Origin of the sequence: Klebsiella sp. CN_Kp104, from assembly GCF_040064515.1 — a bacterium.
In the GTDB taxonomy this organism is placed as follows: Bacteria; Pseudomonadota; Gammaproteobacteria; order Enterobacterales; family Enterobacteriaceae; genus Klebsiella; species Klebsiella aerogenes.
This window is the reverse complement of the sequence record NZ_JBEAII010000012.1, coordinates 1-15384: the sequence shown is the minus strand read 5'-3', so window position 1 is coordinate 15384 and position 15384 is coordinate 1. Positions and strand designations below refer to the sequence as shown.

At 57.5% G+C, this 15384-nt stretch carries 16 protein-coding genes and 1 riboswitch; of the genes, 8 read left to right on the top strand and 8 right to left on the bottom strand.

Features of this window, described 5'->3' with window-relative positions; translation table 11 throughout:
- Position 1: 1 nt before the first annotated feature.
- The 5 genes from thiS to ABLU80_RS13055 all read right to left on the bottom strand — a co-directional run bounded on the left by thiS (position 2) and on the right by ABLU80_RS13055 (position 4228).
- Entirely contained in the window at positions 2 to 202 is a 201-nt protein-coding gene (gene thiS / locus ABLU80_RS13075) for a sulfur carrier protein ThiS (protein WP_015704010.1), read from the bottom strand.
- Complete coding sequence (locus ABLU80_RS13070) at positions 186 to 941, bottom strand: HesA/MoeB/ThiF family protein (RefSeq protein WP_015704011.1); 756 nt, start codon at positions 939 to 941, stop codon at positions 186 to 188. The genes thiS and ABLU80_RS13070 overlap by 17 nt, the downstream gene beginning before the upstream one ends.
- Positions 934 to 1569 (bottom strand): thiamine phosphate synthase, encoded by a 636-nt coding sequence (gene thiE, locus ABLU80_RS13065; RefSeq protein ID WP_045367996.1) that lies wholly within the window; start codon positions 1567 to 1569, stop codon positions 934 to 936. Before thiE ends, ABLU80_RS13070 begins: the two co-directional genes overlap by 8 nt.
- A complete protein-coding gene (gene thiC, locus ABLU80_RS13060) occupies positions 1569 to 3464 on the bottom strand; it encodes a phosphomethylpyrimidine synthase ThiC (protein WP_086630643.1) in 1896 nt (631 codons plus the stop codon). Before thiC ends, thiE begins: the two co-directional genes overlap by 1 nt.
- 89 nt (positions 3465 to 3553) lie before the next feature.
- Positions 3554 to 3678, bottom strand: a riboswitch (TPP riboswitch).
- Positions 3679 to 3730: 52 nt separating this feature from the next.
- Positions 3731 to 4228 carry an Rsd/AlgQ family anti-sigma factor gene (locus ABLU80_RS13055; RefSeq protein ID WP_015368814.1) on the bottom strand — a complete coding sequence of 166 codons (498 nt, stop codon included), beginning with the start codon at positions 4226 to 4228 and terminating at the stop codon, positions 3731 to 3733.
- Positions 4229 to 4318: 90 nt separating this feature from the next.
- Here ABLU80_RS13055 and nudC point away from each other — a divergent pair, with 90 nt between their 5' ends.
- The 6 genes from nudC to ABLU80_RS13025 all read left to right on the top strand — a co-directional run bounded on the left by nudC (position 4319) and on the right by ABLU80_RS13025 (position 8678).
- Positions 4319 to 5092 (top strand): NAD(+) diphosphatase, encoded by a 774-nt coding sequence (nudC, locus tag ABLU80_RS13050; RefSeq protein WP_032715416.1) that lies wholly within the window; start codon positions 4319 to 4321, stop codon positions 5090 to 5092.
- A 40-nt stretch (positions 5093 to 5132) separates the two neighbouring features.
- Positions 5133 to 6197 (top strand): uroporphyrinogen decarboxylase, encoded by a 1065-nt coding sequence (gene hemE / locus ABLU80_RS13045; protein WP_348850056.1) that lies wholly within the window; start codon positions 5133 to 5135, stop codon positions 6195 to 6197.
- 12 nt (positions 6198 to 6209) lie between these two features.
- A complete protein-coding gene (gene nfi / locus ABLU80_RS13040) occupies positions 6210 to 6881 on the top strand; it encodes a deoxyribonuclease V (RefSeq protein WP_015704015.1) in 672 nt (223 codons plus the stop codon).
- A gap of 42 nt (positions 6882 to 6923) precedes the next feature.
- Positions 6924 to 7514: a YjaG family protein gene (locus tag ABLU80_RS13035; protein ID WP_015704016.1), complete on the top strand. Its 591-nt coding sequence runs from the start codon at positions 6924 to 6926 to the stop codon at positions 7512 to 7514.
- A 186-nt stretch (positions 7515 to 7700) separates the two neighbouring features.
- On the top strand, positions 7701 to 7973 hold the full coding sequence (hupA, locus tag ABLU80_RS13030; protein WP_002884342.1) for a nucleoid-associated protein HU-alpha: 273 nt from the start codon (positions 7701 to 7703) through the stop codon (positions 7971 to 7973).
- Between the two features lie 12 nt (positions 7974 to 7985).
- Positions 7986 to 8678, top strand: coding sequence for a DUF1481 domain-containing protein (locus ABLU80_RS13025; protein ID WP_045380692.1), 693 nt, complete (start codon positions 7986 to 7988; stop codon positions 8676 to 8678).
- A gap of 3 nt (positions 8679 to 8681) precedes the next feature.
- Here the strand turns inward: ABLU80_RS13025 and zraP are convergent, their stop codons facing one another.
- Positions 8682 to 9119, bottom strand: coding sequence for a zinc resistance sensor/chaperone ZraP (gene zraP / locus ABLU80_RS13020; RefSeq protein WP_045380661.1), 438 nt, complete (start codon positions 9117 to 9119; stop codon positions 8682 to 8684).
- A 260-nt stretch (positions 9120 to 9379) separates the two neighbouring features.
- Here zraP and zraS point away from each other — a divergent pair, with 260 nt between their 5' ends.
- Positions 9380 to 10765: a two-component system sensor histidine kinase ZraS gene (zraS, locus tag ABLU80_RS13015; protein WP_348850054.1), complete on the top strand. Its 1386-nt coding sequence runs from the start codon at positions 9380 to 9382 to the stop codon at positions 10763 to 10765.
- A complete protein-coding gene (gene zraR / locus ABLU80_RS13010; protein WP_348850053.1) occupies positions 10752 to 12083 on the top strand; it encodes a sigma-54-dependent response regulator transcription factor ZraR in 1332 nt (443 codons plus the stop codon). Before zraS ends, zraR begins: the two co-directional genes overlap by 14 nt.
- Here zraR and purD read toward each other — a convergent pair.
- The gene (gene purD / locus ABLU80_RS13005) at positions 12073 to 13368 is read right to left on the bottom strand and encodes a phosphoribosylamine--glycine ligase (protein ID WP_049034392.1); all 1296 of its coding nucleotides are present in this window, start codon (positions 13366 to 13368) and stop codon (positions 12073 to 12075) included. The two genes, zraR and purD, sit on opposite strands and share 11 nt — an antisense overlap.
- Before the next feature lie 15 nt (positions 13369 to 13383).
- A complete protein-coding gene (gene purH, locus ABLU80_RS13000) occupies positions 13384 to 14973 on the bottom strand; it encodes a bifunctional phosphoribosylaminoimidazolecarboxamide formyltransferase/IMP cyclohydrolase (RefSeq protein ID WP_020079892.1) in 1590 nt (529 codons plus the stop codon).
- Positions 14974 to 15384: the final 411 nt, after the last annotated feature.

Below are 15384 nucleotides of genomic sequence, written 5' to 3'. Positions count from 1 at the left end.
GTCAGCCTCCGGCGATAACCTGAAAAAGCAGGACCCGATCGCCTTCCTGCAAGAGATGATCTTCCCACCGTTCGCGTGGCAGGATGTGTTGATTGAGCGCCAGCGCAACGCCGGGCTGGAGCTGCTCCAGTTGGCTGAGCAGGGCGCTTACGCTGAGGTTGTCCGCGCACTCCAGCGGTTCGTCGTTAAACCAGACTTGCATCATGGCCTCCGCATACCGGGCAGCCCTGGGCCTTTTGCAGCGCAAGGTTGCGCCAGTTGCTGGTGCGGGCATCAAACAGCCGTAGCGTGTTGCGCGGCGTCGCCATGCCGCTAAGGAGCTTTATGGCCTCCAGCGCCTGCAGCGTCCCCATCATGCCGACGACCGGACCGACGATCCCCGCGGTGCGGCAGTTACGTTGCGGTTCGGCGGTGTCCGGCCACAGGCAGCGATAGCAGCCCTGCGCCCAGGGGGGCGTCAGCACCATCAACTGGCCGCCGAAGCCGACGGCGCTGGCGGTCACCAGCGGCGTCTCAAGGGCGACGCAGGCGGCGTTAATCGCCTGGCGGGCGATCATGTTATCGGTACAGTCCAGCACCACGTCGGCTTTCGCCACTTCAGCGCGCAGCGCCTCGCCGCTTAAACGCTGCTGTAGCGCCACGAGGCGGATTTGCGGATTGAGTTGGTTGAGCCGCGTCTTTGCCGCCGCGGCTTTTGGCTGGTCGATATCGTCGCTGGTGAACAGAATTTGCCGCTGCAGGTTGCTGAGATGCACCGCGTCGTCATCGGCCAGCGTCAGCGTCCCGACGCCGGCCCCCGCCAGATATAGCGCCGCCGGCGAACCTAAGCCGCCCAGGCCAATAATCAGCGCCCGGCTGGCTAACAGTTTCTGCTGTCCCTCAATGGCGATATCTTCCAGCAGCAACTGGCGGCTATAGCGCATGAAATCGTGATCATTCATCGCCTGCTCCCGCCAGCGCTAACAGTTGTGCAGTGGCAGCCCGCCAGTCTGCTGCCTGGGTAATGGCGCTGACGACCGCGATGCTGCCAACGCCGGTCGCCAGTACGCCCGGCGCTTTATCCAGACTGATGCCGCCTATCGCTACCGTCGGATAATCGGCCAGCCGCTGAATATGCCCGGCAAGCTGTTCGAGGCCCTGCGGCGCCGAAGGCATCTGTTTGGTTTGTGTCGGGAAGACATGGCCCAGTGCGATGTAGGAAGGGCGCGCCGCCAGCGCGACGTCAATTTCCATGTCGTCGTGAGTGGAGACGCCAAGGCGCAGTCCGGCTTTACGGATGGCGCTCAGGTCGGTGGTTTCCAGGTCCTCTTGACCCAGATGTACGCCATACGCCCGGTGCTTAATCGCCAGTTGCCAGTAATCATTGATAAACAGACGCGCGCGATAGCGACGGCCAAGCGCGATGGCGGCGATAACATCATCCTCTACGTCGCTGTCGCGCTGGTCCTTGATCCGCAATTGAATAGTGCGTACACCGGCTTCCAGCAGGCGCTCAATCCACGCCACGCTATCGACAACCGGATAAAGCCCGAGACGAAACGGTACGGGCGGAAAGTCAGGCTGGTACATCAGGCATTTTCCTTTTTCAGGTAGATTTCACCGCCGCGGGCGCGGAAGTTATTCGACATATCGGCCATGCCGGCTTCGATATTTTGCTTCGCGGCGTAGTCGCGGACTTCCTGCGTGATCTTCATCGAACAGAATTTCGGTCCGCACATGGAGCAGAAGTGGGCGACCTTGCCGGATTCCTGCGGTAAGGTTTCATCGTGATAGGCCCGCGCGGTAAAGGGATCGAGCGCGAGGTTGAACTGGTCTTCCCAGCGGAATTCGAAACGTGCTTTTGACATCGCGTTGTCGCGGATCTGCGCCCCGGGGTGGCCTTTAGCGAGGTCGGCGGCGTGGGCGGCGATTTTGTAGGTAATCAGCCCCTGTTTTACATCCTCTTTGTTGGGCAAGCCGAGATGTTCTTTTGGCGTGACGTAGCACAGCATGGCGCAGCCAAACCAGCCAATCATTGCCGCGCCGATTCCGGAAGTGAAATGATCATAGCCCGGCGCGATGTCGGTGGTGAGCGGCCCCAGCGTGTAGAACGGCGCTTCGTGGCAGTGCTCCAGCTCTTCGGTCATATTGCGGCGAATCATCTGCATCGGCACGTGGCCGGGGCCTTCAATCATCACCTGAACGTCATACTCCCAGGCGATTTTAGTCAGCTCGCCCAGCGTATGCAGCTCGGCGAACTGAGCCTCGTCGTTGGCATCCTGAATCGAGCCGGGGCGCAGACCATCGCCGAGGGACAGCGACACGTCATAGGCGGCGCAGATTTCACAGATTTCGCGGAAGTGCTGGTAGAGGAAGTTTTCCTGATGATGCGACAGGCACCACTTGGCCATGATCGAACCGCCGCGCGAGACGATCCCGGTCAGCCGCTTCGCGGTCATCGGCACGTAGCGCAGCAGCACCCCAGCGTGAATCGTGAAGTAGTCGACGCCCTGTTCGGCCTGTTCCAGCAGGGTATCGCGGAAGGCTTCCCAGGTCAGGTTCTCAGCAATGCCGTTGACCTTCTCCAGCGCCTGGTAAATCGGGACGGTACCAATCGGCACCGGGCTGTTGCGCAGGATCCATTCGCGGGTCTCGTGGATATAGCGGCCGGTAGAGAGGTCCATTACCGTGTCGGCGCCCCAGCGGGTTGACCAGACCAGCTTCTCGACTTCTTCTTCAATGGAAGAGGTCACCGCCGAGTTGCCGATATTGGCATTCACTTTCACCAGGAAGTTGCGGCCTATAATCATCGGCTCGGATTCCGGGTGATTGATATTGGCCGGGATGATGGCTCGCCCGGCAGCGACTTCATCGCGGACGAATTCGGCGGTAATGTTGTCCGGCAGGCGGGCGCCAAAGCTTTCTCCGGCATGCTGCTGGCGCAGCACCTCGCTGCGGATACGCTCGCGGCCCATGTTTTCGCGAATGGCGATGAATTCCATCTCCGGGGTGACGATCCCCTTGCGGGCATAGTGTAGTTGCGTCACGCATTTGCCAGCGACGGCGCGTTTAGGCGTCAGCAGGCCGCCGAAGCGCAGTTCATCAAGACCATCGTCGGCCAGCCGCGCTTTAGTGTAAGCCGAGCTGCGTTCGCTGAGCGGCGCGCAGTCGTTACGCGCGTCGATCCACGGTTGGCGTAGTTTTGCCAGCCCCTGGCGGACATCGATGTTGATCTCCGGGTCGCCATAAGGTCCGGAGGTGTCATACACCGGTATCGGTTCGTTGGCTTCGTATTGGGGGTTATCGTTATCACCGCCGATGAGCGTCGGGCTGAGCTGGATTTCACGCATCGGGACGCGGATATCAGCCTGTGAGCCTTGAATGTAAATGCGGCGCGAATTGGGAAAAGCGGTACCTTCCAGCGTATCAATGAATCGCTGCGCGTGTTCGCGTTGTTCCCGGCGGGTCAGTTTGGTAGTAGACATAGCGCATTCCAGTTACAAAAAAAGGAGATGGCTTGTCAGACGACGGATGGAGTAACAGATGCGACCAGCCCGTAACGGGCAGGTGCGACCAGCAGTTTACTCTTGTTCCCTTCGCAGGTATTAGCCTGATCAGGTTCCGCGGATCCCGAATAAACGGTCTCAGCCTTTTCCACTTCAGCGTTCGCGTGGAAAATAGGCACTCCGACAAGATGAAATCCCTCCGCAGAGGGATAATGTATGTAAATTACTCGTTAACGGTTCACAACTCAAGCGGTCGGCGCGATATTGTCGCCAACGTTGTCTTTCTGATCGTGAGCGACGACCAGCGCCAGCAGCTTGTCCTCAAGCGCGAAGCGCGCCTCCAGCGATTCGCCGATATCTGACAGCGCCTGCTGAAATTCGAGATAGTTATCATGATCGATGGCGTTTTCGAGGCAGGTATCGTAGTAGTCCATCATCTGCTGGGTATTGGCTTCCAGCTGCGGGTAGATTTTGGTAGCGGCTAAAAGAGGGGTACTCCCTTCCATTTCTCCGATAATACGTTCATAAATATTAAAATGACCGGATGAGAGGTAATCCACCAGGCTTTGGCAAAAGTCATCCAGCGCCTTTTCATTAAGCCGCATAAAGGACTCTTTGCCGGGTTTCAGGCCAACCAGGTTGTAGTAAGCCACGAGCAAATGCTTACGCACAAGCAGCCAGCGATCGACCAGTTTGTTATTGCCTCCAACACGTTCCGTCAGGTTTTCCAGCTGGTTTAACATGATTGACTCCGCAAGATTAAAAATAACGTTGCTCAGCAAATGTAAATATAATGTTAAAAGTGCCAGTAAAACGAAGGTAGCGCAATAGATATGGATCGTATTATTGAAAAATTAGATCGCGGCTGGTGGATCGTCAGTCACGAACAAAAATTATGGCTTCCCGCAGGGGAATTACCACATGGCGAAGCGGTAAATTTTGATCTTGTCGGTGAACGCGCGCTACATCTCGGCGAGTGGCAAGGCGAAGCGGTGTGGCTGGTGCGTCAGGATCGTCGCCGTGATATGGGATCGCTGCGCCAGATATTGGATCAGGATCCTGGGCTTTTCCAACTGGCTGGGCGCGGGATCCAGTTGGCCGAGTTTTATCGATCGCATAAATTCTGCGGCTACTGCGGTCACCCGATGCATGTGAGTAAAACCGAGTGGGCGATGCTGTGCGGCCACTGCCGCGAGCGCTATTATCCGCAAATTGCCCCCTGCATTATCGTCGCCATTCGTCGCGACGATTCAATTCTTCTGGCGCAGCATACCCGCCATCGTAATGGTGTCCATACGGTGTTGGCCGGGTTTGTCGAAGTGGGTGAAACCCTTGAGCAGGCGGTCGCCCGCGAAGTGATGGAAGAGAGCGGTATTAAGGTGAAAAACCTGCGCTATGTGACCTCCCAGCCGTGGCCCTTCCCGCAATCATTGATGACCGCCTTTATGGCTGAATACGATAGCGGCGATATTGTCGTGGATAAGAAAGAGCTGCTGAGCGCAGAGTGGTATCGCTATGACGATTTGCCGCTATTGCCGCCGCCGGGCACGGTGGCGCGACGCCTGATCGAAGATACGGTGGCGATGTGTCGGGCAGAGTACGAGTGACATGTTACACTGGGCGCATCAACGCTAAAGGAATGTAAAAATGACCGAACTGAAAAACGATCGTTACCTGCGCGCGCTGCTGCGCCAGCCGGTTGATGTCACCCCGGTGTGGATGATGCGCCAGGCGGGCCGCTATCTCCCGGAATACAAAGCCACCCGCGCGCAAGCGGGCGATTTCATGTCGCTGTGTAAAAATGCCGAGCTGGCCTGCGAAGTAACGCTACAGCCGCTGCGCCGTTACCCGCTGGATGCGGCGATCCTCTTTTCGGACATCCTGACGATTCCGGATGCGATGGGGCTGGGGCTGTACTTTGAAGCTGGCGAAGGCCCGCGCTTCACCTCGCCGGTGAAATGCAAAGCCGACGTCGAGAAACTGCCGGTGCCGGACCCGGAACAAGAATTAGGCTACGTGATGAACGCCGTGCGCACCATTCGCCGTGAACTGAAAGGCGAAGTACCGCTGATTGGTTTTTCCGGCAGCCCGTGGACGCTGGCGACCTATATGGTCGAAGGCGGCAGCAGCAAAGCCTTTACCGTCATCAAAAAGATGATGTACGCCGAACCGCAGGCGCTGCACGCGCTGCTGGATAAGCTGGCGAAAAGCGTCACCCTGTATCTGAACGCGCAGATCAAAGCGGGCGCGCAGTCGGTGATGATTTTCGACACCTGGGGCGGCGTGTTGACCGGCCGCGACTATCAGCAGTTCTCGCTCTACTACATGCATAAAATCGTCGATGGCCTGCTGCGGGAAAACGAAGGCCGTCGCGTACCGGTAACGCTGTTCACCAAAGGCGGCGGACAATGGCTGGAAGCGATGGCGGAGACCGGCTGCGATGCGCTGGGTCTCGACTGGACCACCGATATTGCCGATGCTCGCCGTCGCGTAGGCCACAAAGTGGCGCTGCAGGGCAATATGGACCCGTCGATGCTTTATGCTCCTGCCGCCCGCATTGAAGACGAAGTGGCGAACATTCTCGCCGGCTTCGGCCAGGGCGAAGGCCATGTCTTTAACCTTGGCCACGGCATCCATCAGGACGTCGACCCACAGCATGCAGGAGTCTTTGTTGAGGCGGTGCATCGTCTCTCCGCGCAATATCACCAATAGGAGATAAGCATGATGGATTTAGCTGCGCTACGGACCCAACAGCAATCTTTAGCCGCATCGGTAGAACGAGCGGACCGATTGGATCGCGACCCGCCGGTGCTGATCGGCGGCGCCGATGTGGGGTTTGAGCAGGAGGGGGAAATTACCCGCGCTGCGATGGTGCTGCTAACTTATCCGGGGCTTGAGCTGGTGGAATATCAGGTGGCGCGCGTCGCCACCACGATGCCGTACATCCCCGGCTTCCTCTCCTTTCGCGAGACCCCCGCGCTGCTGGCGGCGTGGCAACAGCTATCGCAAAAGCCCGATCTGTTGTTCGTCGACGGGCACGGTATTTCACATCCCCGGCGGCTTGGCGTCGCCAGCCATTTTGGCCTGATGGTTGATGTGCCAACGATTGGCGTAGCGAAAAAACGTTTATGCGGCAAGTTTGAACCGCTTGGCGCCGAGCCCGGCGCGCTGGCGCCATTAATCGACAAAGGCGATCAGCTGGCCTGGGTCTGGCGCAGCAAAGCACGCTGCAACCCGCTGTTTATCAGTACCGGCCACCGCGTGGGTATCGATAGCGCGTTAATGTGGGTGGAACGCTGTATGCAGGGCTATCGTCTACCCGAGCCGACGCGCTGGGCCGATGCCGTGGCATCCCGTCGGCCTTCCTTTGTGCGTTGGCAAGCAAATCACGGCTGATTCAGGTACACTGCGCCTAATTTCTGACTTCGAGAATTCATCATGTTACAAAACCCGATTCACCTGCGCCTGGAGAAACTGGAGAGCTGGCAGCACGTCACCTTTATGGCCTGCCTGTGCGAGCGTATGTACCCTAACTACGCCATGTTCTGCAAGCAAACCGAGTTCGGCGACGGCCAGTTATATCGTCGTATCCTTGACCTGATCTGGGAAACGCTGACGGTAAAAGATGCGAAGGTGAATTTCGATAGTCAGCTGGAAAAGCTGGAAGAGGCGATTCCGTCCGCGGATGACTACGACATGTACGGCGTCTATCCGGCTATCGATGCCTGCGTCGCGCTGAGCGAATTAATCCACTCACGGCTGAGCGGTGAAACGCTGGAACATGCTATCGAGGTCAGTAAGACTTCCATTACTACCGTCGCGATGCTGGAAATGACCCAGGAAGGTCGCGAAATGACCGATGAAGAGCTCAGAGCCAACCCGGCGGTTGAACAAGAATGGGACATTCAGTGGGAGATTTTCCGCCTGTTGGCCGACTGCGAAGAACGCGATCTTGAACTGATTAAAGGGCTGCGCGCAGACCTGCGAGAGGCCGGCGAAAGCAATATTGGTATAAATTTTCAGCAATGAGACCACAAAACGTGATTTACCGCCTGAATTGTAGCGTCTGAAGACTTCCATTCCGCCCCCTGTCTGGTCTACATTTGGGGGGCGAAAAAAAGTGGCTATCGGTGCGTGTATGCAGGAGAGTGCTTTTCTGGCATTTCCGTCGCACTCGATGCTTAGCAAGCGATAAACACATTGTAAGGATAACTTATGAACAAGACTCAACTGATTGATGTAATTGCGGACAAAGCTGACCTGTCTAAAGCACAGGCAAAAGCTGCCCTGGAATCCACCCTGGCTGCAATTACCGAGTCTCTGAAAGAAGGTGATGCTGTTCAACTGGTTGGTTTCGGTACCTTCAAAGTGAACCACCGTGCTGAGCGTACTGGCCGCAACCCGCAGACCGGTAAAGAAATCAAAATCGCTGCAGCTAACGTGCCAGCATTTGTTTCTGGCAAAGCGCTGAAAGACGCAGTCAAGTAAGACCGCGTGGCAGTGTCCAGTTTTAACGAAGGGGCTTTTAAGCCCCTTTTGTCTAACTGGCGTCGCACGCTGACGCTGGCAGGCGCGCTATTGCTCACCGCCTGCAGTCACGACTCCTCTCTACCGCCTTTTACCGCCAGCGGCTACGCCGATAACCAGGGTGCGATGCGCATCTGGCGCAAAGATGCCGGCGATGAAGTACACCTGCTTGCCGCCTTTAGTCCGTGGCACCGCGGCGACACCTCAACCAGCGAGTACCGCTGGCAGGATGGCCAACTAACGCTTATTGAGCTCAACGTATACGGTAAACCGCCGGAACATATTCGCGCCCGCTTTGACGCCCAGGGCGAGCTGAGCTTTATGCAGCGGGAAGTCGACGGGCAGAAGCAGCAGCTTTCCAACGACCAGGTTGCGCTGTACCGCTATCGGGCGCAGCAAATCCGTGAAACCAGTGACGCCTTGCGTCAGGGACGGGTAGTTTTACGCCAGGGGCGCTGGCATACCGATCGTACCGTAACCACCTGTGAAGGCCAGACCGTGAAGCCTGACCTTGATGAGCGGGCATTAGCGCATATTGAACGCCGACAGAATCACTCCTCCGTAGAAGTGAGCGTGGCGTGGCTGGAAGCACCGGAAGGCGCTCAGTTGCTGCTGGTGGCTAACGAAAACTTCTGTACCTGGCAGCCGAGCGAAAAATCGTTCTGAGTTTTACCAGTGGTTCATGCCCATATGACCACCGCCATTACCGCGGCAGCCGCCGTAACCCATACCCGCGCCGCGAGGAACGCCTGCTTCAGCCAGGGCGATATCAAATTTTACCCGCTGCTGATCCAACTGCTGGCTTAACGTTTCCATTTCCTTCGCCACGGCTTCAATTTTTCCGCTTTCCGGCTTCTGCGCGGTGAGCAGCGCATTGTACTCGTAGCGTTTGGACTGCAGCTGCTGGCGCAGGGCGCTGGTTTGCGCATAGTAATTGTCATGTAGCTTCTGCACGGTCGCTTGCTGTTCCTGGGTGAGCTGGCTGTATCCCTGCGCGCCCATTCCGTTATTGTAGCCCCAGTGATGTCCAGCCCAGGCCGCGCTACTGCCAAAGGTCAGTGCGGCAATCGCCGCGAAGATGAGGGATAAAGTCGGTTTCCGTTTCATAGCGTGATCTCCTGTGTGGTTTCCCTCTGTGTTGCATCTTCCATGCCAGCCTGAAAAAGCGCGTCAATACTGGCCGGCCCGCGGCAAACGTGACTCTGGCGAGTAAAAATGACCCGTTGCGGCTGGAGTCCGCGAGTCATTTTTACTCGCTAAATCACCAGCGATATGTCTGAGGACAGGTTTCTCGGTGTGGAAAAATGGCATGATTTCTGCTGATGGATCCTTCCGATAGCGAATAAGGACACGATAAGGACCCGCCCATGCCGCGCATTATCTCATTTTCCCGGGACACCCTGAGCTGGTTGCTGACCGGCACGGTCGTCCTGTTGGTTCTTCTGTTTTCCGCGATGATTGTCCGCGATTATGGTCGGGAGACCGCCGCCGCCCGGCAAAACATCGAAGAAAAGGGAAGTGTGCTGATCCGCGCCCTGGAGTCCGGCACGCGTGTCGGCATGGGGATGCGAATGCATCACGCGCAGCTGCGGGCGTTGCTGGAGGAGATGGCCTGGCAGCCCGGTGTGCTGTGGTTCGCGGTGACCGATGAAAACGGTAAGATTATCGCCCATAGCGATCCGCAACAGGTGGATACCGCACTGTACAGTCCTGCGCAAATGCGTGAACTCAAGGTGGGCGAACAGGAGCGCTGGCGCCGGCTTGCCGAGCCGCAACCGGCGCTGGAGATTTATCGCCAGTTCCGCCCGCTCAACCCTACTCGTGGTCACCATATGGGGATGATGAAGCGCTGCGACAGCGCGCTGGCTCAGCCCAATGTTCCACAGGTGATTTTTATCGCCTTTGATAGCCGCGAGCTGGATGCGGCGCAGGCTCGCGGCTTGCGTAACATGATGATCATGCTGGTGGCCGCGGCGCTGGTCATCGTCGCGACGATCCTCGCTCAGTTCTGGTTCCGCCGCTACCGTCTCTCACGCCAGCTGCTACAGGAGGCGATGGCCCGCAAAGAAAAACTGATGGCCCTTGGGCATCTGGCGGCTGGTGTCGCGCATGAGATCCGCAACCCGCTCTCTTCGATTAAAGGACTGGCAAAGTATTTTGCCGAGCGTACGCCGCCGGGCGGCGAGGCGCAGGAGTTAGCGCTGGTGATGGCCAAAGAGGCCGACCGCCTGAACCGGGTCGTCAGCGAGTTGCTGGAGCTGGTTCGCCCTGCCCATTTAAACTACCAGCCGGTCGATATTAACGCGCTTATCCATCACTCATTGCAGCTGGTAAGCCAGGATGCGCAGAGTCGCGGGATCGCGCTGCAATTTACTCCGCGTCCTGAATTAACCTCGATTAAAGCCGACCCCGACCGTCTGAACCAGGTGCTGTTGAATCTGTATCTGAACGCGATGCAGGCTATTGGCCGCGACGGCGTCATTCACGTATCGGCAAGTGAAGCCGATCGGCGACGTGTGAAAATTGTCGTTAAGGATAGCGGTAAGGGGATGAGCGATGAAGAGCTACAGGCCATCTTTACCCCTTATTTCACCACCAAGGCGGACGGTACGGGGCTGGGGCTGGCGGTGGTACAGAATATTATCGAACAACATGGCGGGACAATCCGCGCCGAAAGCCAGCCGGGGGCCGGAGCGATATTTACGCTTTGGCTACCGGTGGATGCTCAACGGAGGGAAGATGAGCAGCGATAAAGTACAGATTCTGGTTGTCGATGATGACGTCAGCCACTGCACGATTCTGCAGGCGCTGCTGCGTGGCTGGGGCTATCAAGTGGCGTTAGCCCACAACGGCCTGCAGGCGCTGGAGCAGATCCATCAGCAGGTCTTCGACCTGGTGCTATGCGATATCCGCATGGCGGAGATGGACGGTATCGCGACACTAAAAGAGATCAAAGCCTATAACCCGGCGATTCCGGTATTAATCATGACGGCATTCTCCAGCGTCGGCACGGCGGTTGAGGCTATTAAGTCCGGCGCGCTGGATTATCTGATCAAGCCACTGGATTTTGACACCCTACAGCAGACGCTGGTTCAGGCGCTGGCGCACACCCGGCAGAGCGAGAGCGATCTCAGCGCCTCGTCAGATTTACGATGGGGCATGATTGGCGAAAGCCCGGCAATGCAGGCGCTTATCAACAATATTACGCTGGTGGCGCCCTCGGACGCGACGGTGCTGATCTGCGGCGAATCGGGAACCGGTAAAGAACTGGTGGCGCGCGCCATCCACGCCTGCAGCGAGCGCCGCGACAAGCCGCTGGTGACGCTAAACTGCGCAGCGCTCAATGAGTCGCTGCTGGAATCCGAGCTGTTCGGTCATGAAAAAGGGGCTTTTACCGGCGCGGAACGGCGGCGGGAAGGGCGTTTTGTCGAGGCGGATGGCGGCACGCTGTTCCTTGATGAAATTGGCGATATCTCGCCGCTGATGCAGGTGCGTCTTCTGCGGGCGATTCAGGAACGCGAAGTGCAGCGCGTGGGCAGTAATCAGACGCTTTCTGTCGATGTGCGGCTAATCGCCGCCACCCATCGTAATCTGGCGGAGGAGGTGAGCGCCGGGCGTTTTCGCCAGGATCTCTATTACCGCCTGAATGTCGTAACTATTGATATGCCGCCGCTGCGTCAGCGGCGTGAAGATATTCCGCAACTGGCGCAGCACTTTCTTAAGCGCTACGCCGAACACAATCGCAAAACGGTGCAGGGATTTACGCCGCAGGCGATGGACCTGTTGATTCACTACGACTGGCCGGGGAATATCCGCGAACTGGAAAATGCGGTGGAGCGGGCGGTGGTGCTGCTGACCGGAGACTACATTTCCGAGCGTGAACTGCCGTTGGCGATAGCGGGCGCGCCGCTGCCGGTCACTGGCAACGATGAGGCGCTGATTCAGCCATTAGTGGAAGTCGAAAAAGAAGTCATTCTCTCGGCGCTGGAAAAAACGGGCGGCAACAAAACTGAAGCCGCCCGTCAGTTAGGCATTACGCGTAAAACGCTTCTGGCAAAACTCAGCCGTTAGTTTTCTCACGCGCGATGGCGCGCCAGCCGATATCGTTACGGCTAAAGCTGCCGTCCCAGTGAATATCGGTCAGCAGTTCATAGGCGCGCTGCTGCGCCTGAGCCACGGTGTCACCCAGCGCGGTCACGCACAGCACGCGCCCGCCGTTGGTGACTACGCGCTGGTCGTCTGCCAGTTTGGTGCCGGCATGGAAGACTTTACCGTCTGCCGCTTCCTTCTGCGGCAGACCGTGGATCTCATCGCCCGTGTTGTAGTTACCCGGATAGCCACCGGCGGCAACCACGACGCCCAGCGAAGCGCGGTTATCCCACTCGGAAGTTTTCTCGTCCAGCTTGCCCGCGCAGGCGGCGAGGCACAGCTCTACCAGATCGGATTTCATGCGCAGCATGATCGGCTGGGTTTCCGGATCGCCAAAACGGCAGTTGAACTCAATAACCTTCGGATTGCCCTGCTTGTCGATCATCAGACCGGCATACAGGAAACCGGTATAGGTGTTACCTTCAGCGGCCATACCTTTAACGGTTGGCCAGATAATCCGCTCCATGGTGCGCTGATGGACTTCATCAGTAACCACCGGTGCCGGGGAGTAAGCGCCCATGCCACCGGTGTTCGGGCCGGTATCGCCGTTGCCGACGCGCTTGTGATCCTGGCTGGTGGCCATCGGCAGGACGTGCTCGCCGTCGACCATGACAATAAAGCTGGCTTCTTCGCCATCTAGGAACTCTTCAATCACGATGCGGTGGCCTGCATCGCCAAAGGCGTTACCGGCCAGCATATCTTTGACCGCCGCTTCGGCTTCCTCAAGGGTCATCGCCACGATAACGCCTTTACCTGCCGCCAGACCGTCGGCTTTGATGACGATCGGCGCGCCTTTCTCCCGCAGATAAGCCAGCGCAGGCTCAACTTCGGTGAAGTTCTGGTATTCCGCCGTCGGGATATGATGACGAGCGAGGAAATCTTTGGTGAAGGCTTTTGAACCCTCCAGCTGCGCGGCGCCTTCGGTTGGCCCGAAGATGGCGAGCCCTGCGGCACGGAATGCGTCTACTACGCCAATGACCAGAGGCGCTTCCGGACCCACGATCGTCAGATCGATTTTCTCATCCTGCGCGAAGCGTAGCAGGGCCGGAATATCGGTGACGCCGATGGCGACGTTTTGCAGCGCCGGCTCCAGCGCGGTACCCGCATTGCCCGGCGCGACATAGACGGTATCAACCAGCGGCGACTGGGCCGCTTTCCAGGCCAGCGCGTGTTCGCGCCCGCCGTTGCCGATTACTAATACTTTCATCTGCTGCTCCGTGAATTAATGGCGGAAGTGGCGCATGTCGGTGAAGATCATGGCGATACCATGTTCGTCCGCGGCGGCAATTACTTCTTCGTCGCGGATAGAACCGCCCGGTTGGATAACGCAGGTGATGCCTACTGCGGCTGCGGCATCAATACCATCGCGGAACGGGAAGAAAGCGTCAGAGGCCATGGCGGAACCTTTCACTTCCAGACCTTCGTCACCGGCTTTAATCCCGGCAATTTTCGCTGAGTAGACGCGGCTCATCTGACCGGCGCCTATACCGATGGTCATATTATCTTTGGCATAAACGATGGCGTTGGATTTGACGAATTTCGCCACTTTCCAGCAGAACAGCGCATCGCGCAGCTCTTGCTCGCTCGGCTGACGTTTGCTAACCACGCGCAGTTCGCCCGCGGTGACCATACCGAGATCGCGGTCCTGAACCAGCAAGCCGCCATTGACACGTTTGAAATCGAGACCCGCGACGCGAGCATCCCACTGGCCGCAGACCAGTACGCGGACGTTCTGCTTAGCGGCGGTGATTTTCAGCGCTTCTTCGCTAGCGGATGGCGCGATGATCACTTCGACGAACTGGCGAGAGATGATCGCCTGCGCGGTTTCAGCATCCAGCTCGCGGTTAAAGGCGATGATGCCGCCGAACGCGGAGGTTGGGTCGGTTTTGTATGCGCGATCGTAGGCGTCGAGGATCGAGTCGCTGACGGCAACGCCGCACGGGTTGGCATGCTTAACGATAACGCAGGCCGGCTCGTTAAACTCTTTCACGCATTCCAGCGCCGCATCGGTATCGGCAATATTGTTATAGGAGAGCGCTTTGCCCTGCAGCTGGGTGGCGGTAGCCACGGAGGCTTCTTTTACATTCTCTTCTATATAGAAGGCAGCCTGCTGGTGGCTGTTTTCGCCGTAGCGCATATCCTGCTTCTTAATGAAGTTCAGATTCAGGGTACGCGGGAAGCGGCCAGCGGCTTCTTTGCTTTCGCCGTGATAGGACGGAACCATGCTACCGAAGTAGTTAGCGATCATGCTGTCGTAAGCGGCGGTGTGTTCGAAGGCTTTAATGGCGAGGTCGAAGCGGGTGTCCAGCGTGAGGGAACCTTCGTTGGCGTCCATCTCATTAATGATGGCGTCGTAGTCGCTGCTCTTAACCACGATGGCGACGTCTTTATGGTTCTTCGCCGCAGAGCGCACCATGGTCGGGCCGCCGATATCGATGTTTTCCACCGCGTCTTCCAGCGAACACCCTTCACGAGCGACGGTCTGGGCAAACGGATAAAGGTTAACGACAACCATATCGATAGGCGCGATACCGTGTTGCTGCATGATACCGTCATCCTGACCGCGACGACCGAGGATGCCGCCGTGTACTTTCGGATGCAGGGTCTTCACGCGTCCATCCATCATTTCCGGGAAACCGGTGTAGTCAGAGACTTCGGTAACCGGCAGGCCTTTATCTGCCAGCAGGCGAGCGGTGCCGCCGGTGGACAGCAGCTCTACACCACGAGCGGAAAGCGCCTGCGCGAATTCGACGATACCGGCCTTGTCAGAAACACTGAGCAGAGCGCGGCGGACTGGACGACGTTGTTGCATGGTATTAAATCCCCAGGATTTGAACATTACAGAGAGCGTTAGGTGAGTTTTTGCCTAAAAACTCACCTAACGCACCCAACCGGGCATCCGTGTCATAGCGCGGCATTGTAACGAAAACGTTTGCGCAACGCTCGCGAATTTTTATCTTTCTCTTTCAGCCGATGATTCTCTCCTTATATGGCAGTGGATGTACCGGGGTTTGAGCCCTCTTTTGCCATGCTCCTGTGGATAATTCTGTGTGTAAAAGGGTATAAAGCGGGGTTTTGCTGGGGAATGCAGCAGTCAGTCATTTTTCTGCAATTTTTCTATTGCAGGCGTTCGAGAACTCCCTATAATGCGCCTCCATCGACACGGCAGATGTGAATCACTTCACACAAACAGCCGGTTCGGTTGAAGAGAAAAATTCTGAAA